13 protein-coding genes are annotated in these 16,079 nt (G+C 68.0%); 7 read left to right on the top strand and 6 right to left on the bottom strand.

Going from position 1 to position 16,079, the window contains the following annotated elements; all coding sequences use genetic code 11:
- Positions 1-8: 8 nt before the first annotated feature.
- Entirely contained in the window at positions 9-458 is a 450-nt protein-coding gene (locus JOF46_RS07590; RefSeq protein ID WP_209906772.1) for a cytidine deaminase, read from the bottom strand.
- Between the two features lie 168 nt (positions 459-626).
- On the opposite strand from JOF46_RS07590, the gene JOF46_RS07585 reads away from it, so the two are divergent.
- Together JOF46_RS07585 and JOF46_RS07580 are read left to right on the top strand one after the other, a co-directional pair.
- The gene (locus tag JOF46_RS07585) at positions 627-2,378 is read left to right on the top strand and encodes an HNH endonuclease signature motif containing protein (RefSeq protein WP_209906771.1); all 1,752 of its coding nucleotides are present in this window, start codon (positions 627-629) and stop codon (positions 2,376-2,378) included.
- Positions 2,379-2,476: 98 nt separating this feature from the next.
- On the top strand, positions 2,477-2,788 hold the full coding sequence (locus JOF46_RS07580; RefSeq protein ID WP_209906770.1) for a hypothetical protein: 312 nt from the start codon (positions 2,477-2,479) through the stop codon (positions 2,786-2,788).
- 268 nt (positions 2,789-3,056) lie between these two features.
- Here the strand turns inward: JOF46_RS07580 and JOF46_RS07575 are convergent, their stop codons facing one another.
- The 3 genes from JOF46_RS07575 to JOF46_RS07565 are packed head-to-tail and all read right to left on the bottom strand — an operon-like array spanning position 3,057 to position 6,973.
- Positions 3,057-4,202: a mannitol-1-phosphate 5-dehydrogenase gene (locus tag JOF46_RS07575; RefSeq protein ID WP_209906769.1), complete on the bottom strand. Its 1,146-nt coding sequence runs from the start codon at positions 4,200-4,202 to the stop codon at positions 3,057-3,059.
- Positions 4,199-6,190 carry a PTS mannitol transporter subunit IICBA gene (locus JOF46_RS07570; protein ID WP_209906768.1) on the bottom strand — a complete coding sequence of 664 codons (1,992 nt, stop codon included), beginning with the start codon at positions 6,188-6,190 and terminating at the stop codon, positions 4,199-4,201. The genes JOF46_RS07575 and JOF46_RS07570 overlap by 4 nt, the downstream gene beginning before the upstream one ends.
- 60 nt (positions 6,191-6,250) lie before the next feature.
- The gene (locus tag JOF46_RS07565) at positions 6,251-6,973 is read right to left on the bottom strand and encodes a TetR/AcrR family transcriptional regulator (RefSeq protein WP_209906767.1); all 723 of its coding nucleotides are present in this window, start codon (positions 6,971-6,973) and stop codon (positions 6,251-6,253) included.
- 136 nt (positions 6,974-7,109) lie between these two features.
- Between JOF46_RS07565 and ptsP the strand changes: the two genes are divergently transcribed.
- The 4 genes from ptsP (at position 7,110) to JOF46_RS07545 (ending at position 11,390) form a co-directional block, all read left to right on the top strand.
- Entirely contained in the window at positions 7,110-8,795 is a 1,686-nt protein-coding gene (gene ptsP, locus JOF46_RS07560; protein ID WP_209906766.1) for a phosphoenolpyruvate--protein phosphotransferase, read from the top strand.
- Positions 8,796-8,874: 79 nt separating this feature from the next.
- Positions 8,875-9,153 (top strand): HPr family phosphocarrier protein, encoded by a 279-nt coding sequence (locus tag JOF46_RS07555; RefSeq protein ID WP_071216729.1) that lies wholly within the window; start codon positions 8,875-8,877, stop codon positions 9,151-9,153.
- Positions 9,154-9,714: 561 nt separating this feature from the next.
- Positions 9,715-10,422 carry an alpha/beta hydrolase gene (locus tag JOF46_RS07550; protein WP_209906765.1) on the top strand — a complete coding sequence of 236 codons (708 nt, stop codon included), beginning with the start codon at positions 9,715-9,717 and terminating at the stop codon, positions 10,420-10,422.
- 266 nt (positions 10,423-10,688) lie between these two features.
- Positions 10,689-11,390, top strand: a complete 702-nt coding sequence (locus tag JOF46_RS07545) for a class I SAM-dependent methyltransferase (protein ID WP_209906764.1) — start codon at positions 10,689-10,691, stop codon at positions 11,388-11,390.
- Between the two features lie 147 nt (positions 11,391-11,537).
- On the opposite strand, the gene JOF46_RS07540 is transcribed toward JOF46_RS07545, so the two are convergent.
- Entirely contained in the window at positions 11,538-13,448 is a 1,911-nt protein-coding gene (locus JOF46_RS07540; RefSeq protein WP_209906763.1) for an ABC transporter ATP-binding protein, read from the bottom strand.
- A gap of 118 nt (positions 13,449-13,566) precedes the next feature.
- Here JOF46_RS07540 and JOF46_RS07535 point away from each other — a divergent pair, with 118 nt between their 5' ends.
- A complete protein-coding gene (locus JOF46_RS07535) occupies positions 13,567-14,028 on the top strand; it encodes a MarR family winged helix-turn-helix transcriptional regulator (protein ID WP_245348046.1) in 462 nt (153 codons plus the stop codon).
- A 21-nt stretch (positions 14,029-14,049) separates the two neighbouring features.
- Here JOF46_RS07535 and JOF46_RS07530 read toward each other — a convergent pair whose 3' ends face one another.
- Positions 14,050-16,074 (bottom strand): SIP domain-containing protein, encoded by a 2,025-nt coding sequence (locus tag JOF46_RS07530; protein ID WP_209906762.1) that lies wholly within the window; start codon positions 16,072-16,074, stop codon positions 14,050-14,052.
- Between the last annotated feature and the right edge of the window lie 5 nt (positions 16,075-16,079).

The following is a 16,079-nucleotide window of genomic DNA, read 5'->3' as shown; positions in this document are numbered from 1 at the left end:
CGTAAAGCCTATTCCCCGTGCTCGGCGGTTGAGGGCCAGTGTCCGTCCGCAGTGAACGAGGTTGCCCAGTAGTAGGGGTTCAGTTCCCGCAGGGTCAGCATTTCCCACGTATCGTTTCCCGCCGAACCCGGCACCGCGGCCAGGACCTCGGGTCCCCAGACGGCCAGGCGCTCTTGGCAGATGCCGCAGGGCGCAAGCACCTGATAGGTTCCTTCTTCGGTTCCATTGGTCACGCAGGCCGAAGCCACCACGCGCTTTCCGAGGGTGTAGGCCTGGGCGACCGCGCCGGCCTCGGCGCACAGCGTCGCGGCGGCGTTGAAATTGTCGAAGCTGACGCTGGTCAGGATCTGCCCGTCCTCCAGAACAACGGCAGCGGCCGCCACCGAGTCCTGCGCCCCTGGCCACCTGCTCCGCAGTTGTTCAATGGCGGAATTGACAAGCAGTTGGTTCGAGTCCATGTTTTTATTCTGCCACGCGATACCGGGTTCCGGCCGCTGCCGATGGGACTTGTTCCCCGCGGGGGCAACCGTTCGCGGCCGCTTTCCCGCACATGCTGCCCGGACCGGTCTCCACAGGTCCCCGGCATTTATCCGCGCCCCGCCGGCCCCGCGGCGCACACTGGTGCCATGGAAACATGCCAGCTCATCGACGCCCTCACCACCACCGGTGGCGAGCCGGGACACCCAGTGTCGCCGGTCGATAAGCTGCGCCTGCTTGCAGCCCTGGAATGGCGGGCCGCGGCCCTGGCCGCCGAACTGGCCGCCGAGACCACCTCCCCCACCCAGGCCGCGCTTCTCGCCCACACCGTCGAACGCGCCCACCAGCGAGGCGAAATCACCCAGCTTCGCGCCGCCCGCGCCGCCCAACGCACCCTCGTCCAGGACCTGGGGCCCGAGTCCCTGGACGAGGTGCGCTCCATCGCAGCCGACCCGACCGCGTTCATTGCCGGGAACCGGGAACTGCCCGCGGACCCCGCCACCGTCCCGAGGGGCATCATGCCCTTCAAGGACACCTCCGGCTTCCTGGAACACGACCTGCGCATCCCCCGCACCCTCGCCCTCCACCGCCTGCACGCCGCCAACTCCCTGCTGCCGGGCACCGATGTCCACGGCAACCCCGCCGGACCCCGCTACCCCAGGCTCGCCGAAGCGCTGGAATCCGGGGCCGCACGCCTGGGACCGGTTTCGGCCGCGGCCCGCCGGCTCGACAAGCTTGCCCACGCCATCGCCCGCCAGCCTTCCCCCGGGGACCTCGCCGCCCGGATCGAGGAGAAGGTCGCCGGTTCCGTGGCCGCCGGCATCCCGAGGGACACCGGCCGGCTGCTGGCGGGCATAGGCGACGAACTGGACCAGTCCCCCGACGCCGGGCAGCCCCCGTCACCCGCCGAGATCCGCGAGCGGACCGGCATCGTCGTCACCAAGCGCACCCGGCACTACACCCACTTTTCCGCCTGCATGCTCAACGCCGATGCCGAGGTCTTCCTCTCCCACTTCGCCGCCGCCGACAACCCCCGGACCCTGGCCGGAAACCGCCAGGGGCTCGCCGCCTCGGCCACCGGCATGAACCCCACCGCCGGGAACGGGGCCGGGAACTCCGACACCAAGACCACGGAAGCAACCGGAAACGGCACATGGAACACCGGCACCACCACGGATAGCACCAGCCAGGCACCCGGGCCCGAACCGGGCACCGCCATGGCTCCCCCGGACGGCCCGGATTGGTTCACCCGCCCCGAAAACGCCGAATCCTTCCCGGACCCGGACCCCGGCTCCCCTCCGGAGCCCGGACCGGACGGACTCACCGCGGCCCAGCGACACCTCCAGCTGCTGCTGAACCTCATGCGGGCACCGCAGGGCGCCCCGCCCCGGGGCACCACCGGGCTGCCCACCGCCCAACTGGTCATCCACTGCCGCCTCGAAACCCTGCTGGGCCTGGCCAAGGGCAACGGCTGGAGCGCCAACGGACTGGAAATCCCCATCGGCGAGATCCGCCGGCGACTGGCCACCGACGGCGCCATCCCGCTCGTGCTGGGCGGGCAAAGCGAGGTCCTCGACGTCGGGCGGGAAATGCGCCTGGCCAACGACACCATCCGGCGCGCCGTCCTGGCCCGCGACGGCGGCTGCTTCTACCCCGGCTGCAGCGTCCCGCCCGAACACCTGGAGATATGCCACATCGACGGCTGGGCAGCCGGCGGGGGCACCGGCGTCGCCGGGCTGACCCCCGGCTGCGCCTGCCACCACCACATGGCCGACAACGGCCTGCTGCACCTGCTCATCCACAACGGGCTCCCCCATGTCCTGCTGCCCCGGCACCTGGACCCCGAGCAGGTCCCCCGCCGCAACCCCTACTGGCCGCAAAACCAAACCACCCTCTTCTAACCGCGGTTCCACCCGCGGCGGGAGGTCCATGTCGCCGCAGCGAGCTGCCGCCCACCCGCCGGGAGATACGATCATCCTTGAGGGATGGAGGGGAACCCGTGACGAAGGCAACCGCCTGGGCCAGCACGGCGGCCGTGACCGCAATTGTTGTCGCGGTCCTCCTGTTCATCGCGTCGATGCGGTATTCAATCGCGCTCGTGGACCCGCCACTGCCTGTACCCGATTACGCAATGGAAGCCCTCATCGCCTACCTGGGCTGCGGTCTTGCTGTCGCGGCAGGCATCACCACCGGCGTGGTTGCCGGCAAACGACAACAAGGCAGGGGTCTCACGGTCGCGACCGGCAGTGCCATCCTCCTCGGAATCGGCGCCCTCGCGGCGGTCGCCGCCCTCACCATTCCCACCTTGTAGCCGCTGCGGTGCGGGTCATCACCCGACGTCGAAATGCGCTGCATTTCTTGGCGTCCCTGTAGACACGGGCGCCGGGAATATCTGCTCCCCCCGGCAGCTGCCCACCGTCGCATCTGCCCATGCCCGGCCCTCGCATCCGGCGCGCTCCCCCGAGCTCCCGACCAACGACAAAGGGTGCCGGTTTCCTGCTCCAGCGGAGAAGGAAACCGGCACCCTAATGCCTGTCCGTTCAAGGAGCCCGGCCAATGCCCGGACCCACATGGTGGAATCAGCCGGCCTGCGCGGCCTTGACCAGTTCGTTCACCGATCCGAAGAGCGGGTGGTCTGCAGCCAGCCCGGTGATCTTCTCGGTGGCCGCTTCACTCGGGTTGCCCGCCAGGATCACCGCCATTTCGGCGGCCTCGGTGTCTTCCGGATCGTTGAACCGCAACGCCGCGGCCATGGCCTCGAGCAGCGCCACCGGCTTGATGCCGTTCTCCGCCAGCTCGGCGGCCGGGCCGATGAACCGCTCGTGCCGGCTGAGCTTGCGCAGCGGCGCCCGGCCCACGCGCACCACGGTGTCGGGCAGGTACTCGTTGGAGAACCGGGCCAGGATCTTTTGCACATAGGCCTCTTGGTCGGCCTCGGCAAAGCCGTGCTTGGACACCAGCAGGGACTTCGTTTCCGCCAGCACGGCGGCAACCTTGGCAAAGACCTGCGGGTCGGCCATCGCCTCGGAGATCTTCTCCAGGCCGGCGGCAAAGCCCAGGTACGCCGTGGAGGCGTGCCCGGTGTTCACGGTGAAGAGCTTGCGCTCGATGTACGGACCCAGGTCCTCCACGAACGTCGCTCCGCCGATCTGGGGCACTGCATCCCCGAACGGGGTCTTGTCGATGACCCACTCGAAGAAGGTTTCCACCGTGACGTCCAGGCCCTGTCCGGGCGCCTGGTTCGGCACGATGCGATCCACCGCGGTGTTGGCGAAGATCGCGTTGGCGTCTACCGCCTCCGCAGCGGCGGCGCCGTCGGCACGCACGGCCGCTTCAAGGATGTCCGTGGCGTTGATGGCGTTCTCGCACGCCATGACCTGCAGCGGTGCCAGCGCGGTGTCGCGCTTGGCGATGCCGGCGGCAATCAGCGGGGCGACGAACTTCAGGATGTGCGGGCCGACCGCCGTGGTGACCATGTCCGCCGTGGCGATCTCGTCGATGACCGCGTCGGCCTGGGTCGAGGAATTCAGCGCGCGGAAGTTGTCCACCGTGCGCACCTTCGGATCCTGTCCGACCTCGTGCACCTGGTAGCTCTCCGCCGCATCCAGCGCGGAGATCAGCGCGTCGGCCACGTCGGCAAACACGATCTCGTAGCCCGCGTCGTGCAGCAGCAGCCCGACGAATCCCCGGCCGATGTTCCCTGCCCCAAAATGTACTACCTTCACGATGCGTTGACCTTTCCGAAGATGTCCAGGATTTCCTCGCGGGTGGTGGCGGTTTCCAGCCGTGCCACCTGCGCCTTGTCGGTGAAGACCCGCGCGATCGAGGACAGGATGGCCAGGTGCTCGTTGTTCACCCCGGCGATGCCGACCACGAACTTGACCTCCTTGCCGTTCCAGTCGATGCCCTCGGGGTAGCGGATGATCGACACCGCGGAGCTGGCGATATTGCCCTTGGCCTCGTTGGTTCCGTGCGGGATGGCCAGGAAGTTGCCCATGTAGGTGGACACCGAGGCCTCGCGGGTGTGCATCGAGGCCACGTATTCCCCGTTGACGGCACCGCGTGCCAGCAGCAGGGCTCCGGCCTCGTCGATGGCTGCATCGCGCGACGCGGCGGTGCCGGTGAGCACGACGCTGTCGGCGACCAGCACCTCACGTGCCGGGGTCGCGGTTTCCTGCACCGGTGCACCCGAAACGGCGGCCCCGGTTTCGGCGGGGGCGGCCGCATGCCTGGCGGCGTGGTCCGCGGCGCCCGGGGCACCCACGGATACGGTTTCCGCGGGCCCGGCGTTGCGGGTGCGCACCAGTTCCACGATTTCCTCGTAGCGCGGGCTGTTCATGAAGTTGTCGACCGAGACATGCACGGCGCTGGCCGTCACGGGCTTGGCGCGGGCTGCCAGGTCCTGGTGGGTGACCACGATGTCGTAGGTGTCGGAGAGGTTCGCGATGGCCGAGTTGGTGACCTTGACGTCCACCAGCCCTTCCTTCTTGAACATGTTGCGCAGCACCGAGGCGCCCATGGCGCTCGATCCCATGCCGGCGTCGCAGGCGAAGACCACGTTGCGGACCGGGCCGGCGGCCCCGTCCCCGGCCAGCGCGAAGGCGACCGAGCTCTTCTTGCCCTTCATCGCTTCCATCTTGGCGGTGGCATCGCCCAGGCCGTCGTCCTCGGGGGTCTTGCTGACCTTGAGGATGAACGAACCGATGAGGAATGACACGGCGGTGGCCAGGGTGACGGACAGGCCCACACCGAAGAAGCTGTCCGGCGGGGTCATGGCGAACACGGCGAAGATGCTGCCCGGGGCGGCCGGGGCACGCAGGCCCGCGCCGGTGATGACCAGCATGAACACACCGGTCATGCCGCCGCCGATGGCGGCCAGGATCATGATCGGCTTCATCAGGACGTACGGGAAGTAGATTTCGTGGATGCCGCCAAGGAACTGGATGACCGCGGCGCCCGGTGCCGAGCCCTTGGCCAGGCCCTTGCCGAAGAACGAGTAGGCCAGCAGGATGCCAAGGCCCGGGCCGGGGTTGGCCTCAAGCAGGAAGAGGATGGACTTGCCCTGCTCCAGGGCCTGCTCGGTGCCCAGCGGGGTGAGGATGCCGTGGTTGACGGCGTTGTTCAGGAACAGGACCTTGGCCGGCTCGATGAAGATGCTGGTCAGCGGCAGCAGCCCGTGGGCGACCAGGAACTGGACGACGTTGCCGGCTCCGATGGAGAAGGCCTCCACCAGCGGCTTGACCACCCACAGCCCGACGACGGCCATGAAGGCACCGACGATGCCGGCGGAGAAGTTGTCGATGAGCATTTCGAAGCCCGGCTTGACCTTCCCTTCCCAGATCCGGTCCAGCCGCTTCATGACGTAGGCCGCCAGCGGGCCCATGATCATCGCGCCGATGAACATCGGGATGTCGGCGCCGACGATCACGCCCATGGTGGCGATCGCGCCGAGCACCCCGCCGCGCACGCCGTGGACCATCTTGCCGCCGGTGTAGCCGATCAGCAACGGCAGCAGGTAGGTGATCATCGGCCCCACGAGCGCCCCGAGGTCCTCGTTGGGGAAGTAGCCGGCGGGGATGAACAGCGCGGTGATCAACCCCCAGGCGATGAACGCCCCGATGTTGGGCATGATCATTCCCGAGAGGAAAGTGCCGAACTTCTGCACCCCGACCCGCAGGCCGCCGCGGGTGGCCGCCTCAGTTTGTGTTGCCATGATTTTTCCTAATCGTTTGTCCTGCGCCGTCGCAGGGAAGGAACCGACGTGTGTGGACGGTTATGTCGTCTTGGAGATGCGATGCAGCCATTCGAGGAACATCTTCATTTCGGTGTTGGAAAGTTGCTGCGGGTTCGAGGACTCCAGCGCGGCGTTCAGCGCGATGGCGGCCACGACGACCGCGGAGGCACCCACCGGGGTGGCGGAGTCGGCAATGCCGGCCTCCGAGGACACCGCGGTGATCACGGCATCGCGCGTCATGTCGGACAGCTCGAAGTTCCGCTCCTTCTCCGGCTCGGAGATGAGCATCAGGGTGACCCCGATGTTCGCGGCCAGGATGCTGCGCACCGCGTCGGCCGGGGGCACGTTCAGGTGCCCGGCTTCCGCGGCCCGGTCGAGCTTCCCGCGCAGCAGCGCCTCCGCCTCCGAGACCCTGTTGGAACGGTTCCCGGGCCTGACCTTGCCGAACATCACCAGGTACAGGTGCGGTTTCTCGATGCCGAAGCGCACGTGCTGGTCCCACATGCGCCGCACGTCGTCCAGCGGCTTCCCGGTGGGTTCAAGGTCCATTTCACTGGCCACGTACTGCTCGAAACCGACGGCAACGACCGCGTCGAACAGGCCTTCCTTGTCCCCGAAGTGGTGGTACAGCGTCGGCGCCGTGACCCCCGCCAGCTCGGTGATCTTCCGGGTGGAGACCGGAGCCCCGTCCGAATTGGCCAAGAGCTCGACGGCTGCCTGCAGCAGTCGCTCCCTCGGCGGAAGCTGGATGTCTAGACTCATGACTGCTACCCTAGCACCTATAGCATTGCTATATGAAGGGGATCACAGCTTGAGTTTATGCTCGAGTCCTGCGTGGTCATCGTCTGCATCGCGCAACGGACAACCCAAGAGCAACCCACGGGAACGAGGAACTCAAGTGCAAAACTTCTCCGGAGTGGGCGTCATGCCCGGACGCGTCATCGGAACCATCCGGCATATGCCCCCGGCGCTTTCCGAGCCGCCGGCCGGCGAGAAGCTGGACGCCGCGGTCACCGCGGAGCAGGCCATCGCCGGGCTCAAGGAGGCCGCCGCGTCCGTGCAGAAGGACCTGCGCACCCGCGCCGCAACCGCCAGCCCCGAGGCCAAGGCCGTGCTTGAGGCCACCGCGCAGATGGCCACCGACTCGATGCTGCTCAAGGGTGCAAACAAGCTGATCACCACCGGCCTTTCGGCCGAACGCGGCATCTGGGAGTCGGGCGAAACCGTCGCCCAGATGCTCATCACCCTCGGCGGCTACATGGCCGAACGCGCCACCGACGTGCTGGACGTCCGCGCCCGCATCGTGGCCGCATTGCGCGGGGTCCCCGCCCCCGGCATCCCCGATTCGACTGACCCTTTCATCCTGGTGGCCGAGGACCTGGCCCCGGCGGACACCGCCACGCTGGACCCGGCAAAGGTCGTTGCCCTGCTGACCACCGGCGGCGGACCGCAGTCGCACACCGCCATCATCGCCCGCGCCATGGGATTGACCGCCATCGTCGCGGCCAAGGGACTGGAGGCGCTGGAATCCGGCACCGTGGTCTTCGTCGACGGCGCCGCCGGAACCATTTCCACCTCCCCGGGCGACACCGAGCGCGCGGCCGTGGACGCCTGGCTGAAGAACGCAGCGCTGCTCTCGGTCTTTGACGGCAACGGCGTGATGGCCGACGGGCACCTGGTTCCGCTGCTGGCCAATGTCGGCGGCGGCAAGGACGCGGTGAAGGCCGCTGCGGCCGGTGCCCAGGGCGTGGGGCTGCTGCGCACCGAATTCTGCTTCCTGGGCCGCGACACCGAGCCGTCCATCGAGGAGCAGGTCGCCGAGTACAAGGCCGTCTTCGACGCCTTCGGATCCAAGAAGGTCGTGGTGCGCACGCTGGACGCGGGTGCCGACAAGCCGCTGCCGTTCCTCACCGACGCCTCGGAACCCAACCCCGCACTGGGCGTGCGCGGCTACCGCACCGACACCACCTCGCCCGGGGTGCTGGCCCGCCAGCTCTCCGCCATCGCCACCGCATCCGCCGGCTCCGAGGCCGAGGTGTGGGTCATGGCCCCGATGATTTCCACGCCGTCCGAGGCTGCCGACTTCGCCGCAATGTGCGCCGACGCGGGACTGTCCATCCCCGGGGTGATGGTCGAGGTCCCCTCCGCGGCACTGAGCTCCGAGTCCATCCTGGGCCAGGTGTCCTTCGCGTCCCTGGGCACCAACGACCTGACGCAGTACACCATGGCCGCGGACCGGCAGCTCGGCCCGCTGGCCGCGCTGAACAACCCATGGCAGCCCGCGGTGCTGCGCCTGATCGAATTGACTGTCGCCGGCTCACGCGCCGAGGGCAACCACAAACCCGTGGGCGTCTGCGGCGAGGCCGCGGCGGATCCGGCACTGGCCGTGGTGCTGGTTGGTTTGGGCGTCTCGACCCTGTCGATGTCCGCCCGCTCGCTGGCCTCCGTGGCCGCGGTGCTCAAGACCGTCACGCTGGACCGCGCCGGCGAATTGGCTCAGCTGGCCCTGGCCGCACCGAGCGCCGAGGCAGCACGCACCGCGGTGCGCGAGGCGCTGCCGGCACTGGCCGAACTGGGCCTGTAGCCAATACCCCGGCACCGTAGGATTGGTCCTGCCTGCCCCCAACTGTTTCCCAAACACCTTCGTACACAGGAGAAAACACATGTCCGAACGTCTTGCCACCATCGCCAGCGCCTCAGGCCTGCATGCCCGTCCCGCCGCGCTCTTCGCCGAAGCAGCAGGCGCCCTGGACATCGAGGTCACCATCGCACCCAAGGGAGCTCCGGAGGACGATGCCCTCGACGCCTCGAGCATCCTCTCCCTGATGACGCTGGGCGCAGCCAAGGGCGACGAGGTGGTGCTGCGCGCATCCGGCGACGGCGCCGAAGCCGCACTGGATTCCCTGGTTGCATTGCTGGAAACGGACCTGGACGCCGTTTAGCCAACCCCGCAGACCACCGCCGATGGCGTGGATCCCGAGCCGATGGCCCGGGTTCCACGCCATCGGTGTTTTGCCCTGGGGCCAACTGCACGTGCATGGCCCTGGGTGGACGCCGTGTGGTCCACTGGCCGAAAATTCACTCCACGAGGTTCAGCCACGCACGGATCAACGTTGCTCCGAACGGGGCCGCGCCCGGGAGCGGAAATCCCTTCCCATAGGCTGTCTTGGCCTCGCAGCAAGCGGCTCAGTCAGCAGCCCGTGAATCCGCGCAACCCCGAAGCGTTCGATCACGGCCCTTGGGACGCGCGAGGGCAGAACCGTCCCGGAAGGGTCCGTCAGTTTTGACCTTTTGCCACAGTATCCATCTCGTCGCATGATTTGAGGACCGGATGATGCCGTTCAAGAAGAGACTGTTGTGGTCTTCCGGCCACCGGTTCTCGCGAGGTACGGTAGCGCATACATGGCACTTCGACGGCGAGCCGACCACAAATGTCGACAGCGTCCCGCTCTGGGCGTCTTTTTCGGACCGACCCAACGAGTAACTCAGGGGAGGAACAGGACATGGAACTGATCTTTGTCCACGGTGCCTTGGTGCGCGATGGACAGTGGTGGTGGCAGCGGACCGCAGAGCTGCTCCACCAACACACCGGGATCCGGAGCAGAGCCATTGCGTTGCCCTCCTGTGGCGAGGGAGCACCTGAAGAGGTTGCCGGCGGCCTCATTGCCGACGCGGCGGTGCTTCGCGGCGCACTGGGCGAGGTGGACTCCGCAATCGTTGTCGGTCACTCCTACGGCGGCACCGTTATCGCCGAAGCCGGCCAGCATCCGGCAATTGCGCACTTGCTCTATGTGTCGTCGTACCTGCCCGAGGTCGGGCAGTCCCAGGGTGCGATCATGAACGGTGAAGTCGACCCGGTGTCCATCGGTGACAACAGTGACGGCACGCTGGGCGTGTCCGGCTACGACGCAACTTCGTTTGGAGCCCGATTCCTTCAGGACGCAGACGACGAGACCCAGCACCAGGCGTGGGCGCGGGTGACCGCACAGGCTGCCGGGGCGTTCACGACTCCGACGAGTGCTGCCGGCTGGGAGGGAATCGATTCAACGTACATCATCTGCGGGCAGGACCGCAGCACGTCGCTCAAGTTGCAACGCTTCCATGCGAGCCGAGCGACGCACTCCGTCGAACTGCAGACCGGGCACCATCCGTTCATTTCCCGACCCGATCTGGTCGTCGAACAAGTGCTGGAGCTGTTGCAGCGGCGGTGAGTCGCGCGGTGTCGCCCGAGTGAACGGAGTCTTGGGCTTCTCGGAGCGTCGAACCTTTCGGATGACACTCCCGACAGCCGACGCCACTACTCGGTGATCCATCGGCATTCTTCGGCCCCACCGCCTACGACCGAATCCCCACATCGAGTCATCCCGGAGGGCGCCTTGCGGGCAAGAACAGCGATTCTTCCCAGTGGGACCGGGTTGCGGCTGTTAGCCTCATCCAAATGCTTGCGCCCATTCCGAGCTCCGGAGGAACTGACCAGATGCCACAGGACACCAATTACGACACCTTTGCCGAGGCGTACTCGGCCGAGAACGAAACCAGTCTGCTTAATGGCTTCTACGAACGGCCGGCAATGCTCAACCTCGCCGGAGATGTCCGCAATCACCGGATTCTTGACGCCGGCTGCGGTTCCGGACCGCTGGCGGCAGCGCTCGGTGAACGCGGCGCCACCGTATCGGGATTCGACTCCAGCGAAGCAATGGTCGATCTGGCCCGGCAAAGACTGGGCGCAGGGGCGGAACTCCTCGTGGCCGACCTCGGCCAGCCCCTTCCCTTCGCCGACGACACGTTCGACGACGTGGTGGCATCGCTGGTCTTCCACTATTTGGAAGACTGGGTTGGCCCGCTGAGCGAGATACGGCGCGTCCTGCGGCCGCAAGGCAGACTCATCATGTCGGTAAACCACCCGATCCTTTACCCCTGGACAAACCCCGGCACGGACTACTTCAAGCCCACAAAGTACTCGGATGAACACACCTTCAACGGCCAAGCGGCCACCCTCACATACTGGCACCGGCCATTGCACGCCATGACGGATGCGTTTGCCAGGGCGGGATTCCAGATCGAGGTGGTCAGCGAACCACCGTACTCGACCGATGCGCCTGCGGAAATCGTTCCCCCGCAATTCAAGGACCGGGAATCATTCCTGAGCTTTATTTTCTTCGTGCTCCGCGCGAAGTGACGGTGGTTCTCCCGGGCTTTGGCAGGCAGGAACCAGCTGGTCCGTCCGGGGATCGGCTGATTTGCCTTCGGTTTTTCCGCGGGCCTTCACCGCAGGTGGGGCCCCTTGGCGTGAATTTGCGCACCGTCCGTAATCGGGCATCGCCTCTCAGGGGACCAGCTCGGTGACCTTTTCCTCGCGCGCCGCCACGAGCCTGGCATAGGGTCCGTCGTTCTCGCGCAGTGTGGCAGGCAGGCCCCGTTCGACGATGCGCCCGGCCTCAAGGACAACCAACTGGTCGGCACCCTCGACGGTGGACAGGCGGTGGGCGATGGTGAGCGTGGTGCGCCCGACGGCCAGCAGGTCCAGTGCCTGCTGCACCAGCGCCTCGGTCGTGTTGTCCAGCGCGCTGGTTGCCTCGTCGAGCACCAGCACCTTCGGGTTGCGCAGGATGGTGCGGGCGATGGCCAGGCGCTGCTGCTCTCCCCCGGAGAAGCGGTGCCCGCGGGCACCCACCAGGGTGTCCAGCCCCTCGGGCAGGCCGGCCACCAGGTCGGCGATCTGCGCGGAGGCCAGCGCCTTCCACAGCGTCGCGTCGTCGGCCCCGGGATCGGCCAGCAGCAGGTTCTCGCGGATCGAGGCGTGGACCAGGTAGGTCTCCTGGGAGACCACGCCCACGATCCTGTTCAGGGTTTCCGGGGCGAGTTCGCGGATGTCGATGCCGTCGATGGTGATGCTGCCGCGGCTTGGGTCATGCAGGCGCGGCAGCAGCGAACCGAGCGTGGACTTGCCCGATCCGGTGGGCCCGACGATGGCCGTGGCGGTGCCCGGAGCCAGCTCCAGGTCGATCCCGCGCAGCACGTCGGCCCCGCCACGGTAGGCGAAGGAAACGCCACCGAAGCGCACCCTCCCCTGGACGGACTCCGGGTCCAGCGTCGTCGGGTTCGCCGGCGCCTTGATTTCCGGGTCCATGTCCAGGTACTCGAAGATGCGGCTGAACAGGGCCATCGCGGTGACCCATTGGACCCCGACGTTCAGCAGGCCCATGATGGGGCGGAAGATCGCGCCCTGCAGCGCGGTGAACGCCACCAGCGTGCCGATGGTCATCCCCCCGGAGGTGGCGGGGAAGCCGGCGGCCAGGTAGATGACCGCGGGGATCGCGGCGAACACGATGCCCATGGTGGCCATGCGCCAGCGCCCGGCCAGCTGGCTGCGCATTTCCAGGTCGACGAGTCGGTGCGAGGAACCGGCGAAGCGCTCCACATCCCGCCCGGTGGTGCCCAGGGTCTTGGCCAGGCGGATGCCGGAGACCGAGAGCCCCTCCTCGATCTGCGTGTACATCCCGGCAAGCTCGGCCTGGCGTGCACTGGTCACGTCGCGGCGCATCAACGCCACCTTGCGCGAAAGCCAGATCGCCGGCGGCAGCACCACCAGCGAGAGCAGGCTCATCCGCCAGGAGAGAGCGGCCATCGCAATGGCCGTGGCCACGGCCGTGGTCAGGTTGGAGGCCACCGAGGTGGCGGTGGAGGTCACCACCGACTGCATGCCGGCGATGTCGTTGGTCAGCCTCGATTGCACCTCCCCGGAGCGGGTGCGGGTGAAGAAGCCCAGCGACTGGGCCTGCAGGTGCGTGAATAGGCGGGTCCGCAGCGTGTGCATGACCTTCTGGCCCATCTTGGTGGCCATCCAGGTCTGGATCACGCCGATGGCAGCTGTCGCGGCGGCGACCGCCACCAGCCCGCCGGCAAGCCAGGCGAGCAGTGCGGTGTCCTGCTGCGGCAGCGCATCGTCGATGATGGCGCGGATCAAAAACGGCTGGGCCAGCCCGATCACCGAAGCTGCGGAGATGAGCAGCGCGACGATGGCGATGGTGAGCTTGTGCGGCTTGAAGAGGGCCGCGATCCGGGCCGGCTTCACCGGGTGGAGCTTGACCTGCTTGAGGTCCGCGGGGTTCAGGCGGGCGACGGGACCGCCGCGGCCTCCCCCGCCGCCGGGTGCGGAAGCGGCACCGGCTTGGTTCTTGGCCGATTGGCCCTGGCCCGAACGGGACGCGCTGGAAGATGAACTCGATTCCAACATATGCACCACCTTTCGTGGTGGTCGTGGGTGCGGGACTCGCACCACGTCATTAGTGAGGTTACCTCACTATGTGGTTGCCCGTCAAATTCCGCACCAGCCGGACGGTAGGCTGAAAGGCATGCCAGCCAGCAACAATCCGGCACTTCCCGGGGACCTTTCGGAGCTTTTCCACCGCGCTTTTCGTTCGCTGCGCCATTCCTGGTCGCAACGCCTCGCCCCCTTCGAGCTGACCCCGCACCAGTTCCGCGCCCTGCACTCGCTCGCGCGCAATGCCGCGGATCCGGCGTCCGCCGACGGAATGCGGCTCAAGGACGTCGCCGAACGCCTGCGCATCGCCCCGCGCTCGGCCACCGAGGTCATCGAGAACCTCGAGGCCAAGGGGCTGGTGGCCCGCAGCGCCGACCCCGTCGATCGCCGCGCCACGCTGGTCACGCTGACGCCCCAGGGGCTCGGCCTGACCGAGGAGGTCCGTGCGGCACGCCGCGAACACACGGAGAGCTACTTCGGGCGGCTCGATGCGCAGGAACGCGCCGAGCTGGCCCGCATCCTGGGCAAGCTCGGCGGCCACCCGGAACGCTGAACCCCACCCCCGGCCAGGGTCCTAGTTCTCGGACCTGCCCCGGCGCCAGTACCCCATGAACGCAACCTGCTTGCGGTCCATGCCGGCCTCGCGGACCAGGTAGCGTCGCATGCCCTTGATCATTTCCGCCTCGCCGGCCAGCCAGGCGTAGAACGGCTGGGTGGAGGCGGTGGCCGTCTCCCAAAGGATCTGGGTGTCGACGTCGACGTCCTCCGGGTCGGCACCGGGCATCACCGCGCCGGCGGCGGGAATCGCCACGACGTCGCGCACCGCGGCCGCCAGCAGTTCGCCGTGCGGGTGGGAACCGCGCGGCAGCCACTGCACGGACACGCCCGAGCGGGTCGAGGAACCCTGGATATCCCCGGTGTCGGGCACCTCGATGAGCGCATGTCCGGTGATCCCGGCCGGCAGCGCTTCGAGGATCGAGCAGATGGCCGGGGCAGCGGTCTCGTCCCCGGCCAGCAGGATCCGCTTGGCCGAGCCCGGGCGGAACTCGATGCCTCCGTAGTCGGGCCCGCACAGGCCAGCGTTGGGGCCCAGCAACAGCAATTCGTCCCCGGCCTTGGCCCGGGCCGCCCACACCGTGGCCGGGCCGCCGGCCAGCTTGCCGTTCTCGTTGCGCAGGTGAAGCACGAAGTCGATGTCGATCTCCGCCTCGGTGCCGCGATTGTCCCGGTGGCCCGCCGGGCGCAGGGCCCGGACGGTGTAGGTGCGCATGGCGCCGCGGGATTCGGCCGGCAGCGCGAGCCAGCGCCGGTACCAGCCGGTGGCCTCGGCACGGGACAGCCAGGCGCCCGGGCGCAGGGACTCGAATTCCGAAGGCAGCCCGGCAGCCGGGACCCCGGGTTCTGCGGCCGGCTGGATCATCAGCTTGATGCGCAAATCCAGCGGGGAATCCCCGGCGCCGAAGTGCGCCAGGTCCGCCCCGGCCAGGGTGATGCGCTTGAAGTTCTCCCCGATGCCCTGCACCGCCACCACGTGCGTGGCGAAGGCCAGCATCTCGCTGATCTCCTCGGCGCGTTCGGGCACCTCCGGTTCCGCCGGCGCCGGGGCGTCCGCTTCCGTGGCTGCGGCCACGGTACCTACTTCCGCCAAGGAACCTGTGGCTGCATCCGCAACGCCATCGGCGGCGGGGCTTGCGGCTCCGGGCGCATTCGCGGCCGCGGGAACCTCGGACGTCACCGGACCGGCATCGAGCCGGGCGTCGGGATTCGTGGTGCGGTGGATGCCCTTGGCCGCCAGCACCGACTCGGCGCGCAGCACCCGGTGCCGCCCGATGGGCAGCACCAGCGGGGTGCCGGCCACCGGGTCAGGGATGACCCGGCATGGCATGCCGAAAACGTTTTTCACCATCTCCTCGGTGACCACCGCGGCCGGGTGACCGGCGGCGACGATCTTGCCGTGCTTCAGCGCCACCAGGTGGTCGGCGTAGCGGGCGGCGAGGTTGAGGTCGTGCAGCACGATCACCACGGTGGTGCCGCGGGTGCGGTTCAGCTCGGAGATCACATCGAGCACCTCCAGCTGGTGGGCGACGTCCAGGTAGGTGGTCGGCTCGTCGAGCAGCAGCAGCTCGGTTTCCTGGGCCAGCGCCATGGCGATCCAGACGCGTTGGCGCTGCCCGCCGGAGAGTTCGTCGATGGGCCGCTCGGCCAGGTCGGTGGTCCCGGTGACGGCCATGGCACGGGCCACCGCTGCCTCGTCCTCGGAGGAGAAGCGCTTGAACCAGCCCTGGTGCGGGTAGCGGCCGCGGCCGATGAGCTCGCGCACCGTGATCCCGTCGGGCGCGGTCGGGGTCTGCGGCAGCAGGCCCAGCATCTTGGCGACCTCGCGGGCCGGCCGGGTGTGGATGTCCTCGCCGTTGAGCAGGACCTTGCCCCCGGCGGGCTTCAGCAGCCGGGACAGCCCGCGCAGCAGCGTGGACTTGCCGCAGCCGTTGGCTCCCACGATGATCGTCACCTCGCCGGCGGGCAGCTGCAACGAGAGCTCGTCGACGATGCTGACCGCATCGTAGGCGAGCGTGAGGTCCTGTGCTTCGAGAAGTGCCATGGAAA

The organism is Paeniglutamicibacter psychrophenolicus (assembly GCF_017876575.1).
In the GTDB taxonomy this organism is placed as follows: domain Bacteria; phylum Actinomycetota; class Actinomycetes; order Actinomycetales; family Micrococcaceae; genus Paeniglutamicibacter; species Paeniglutamicibacter psychrophenolicus.
This window is presented reverse-complemented; position numbering and strand designations above follow the sequence as displayed.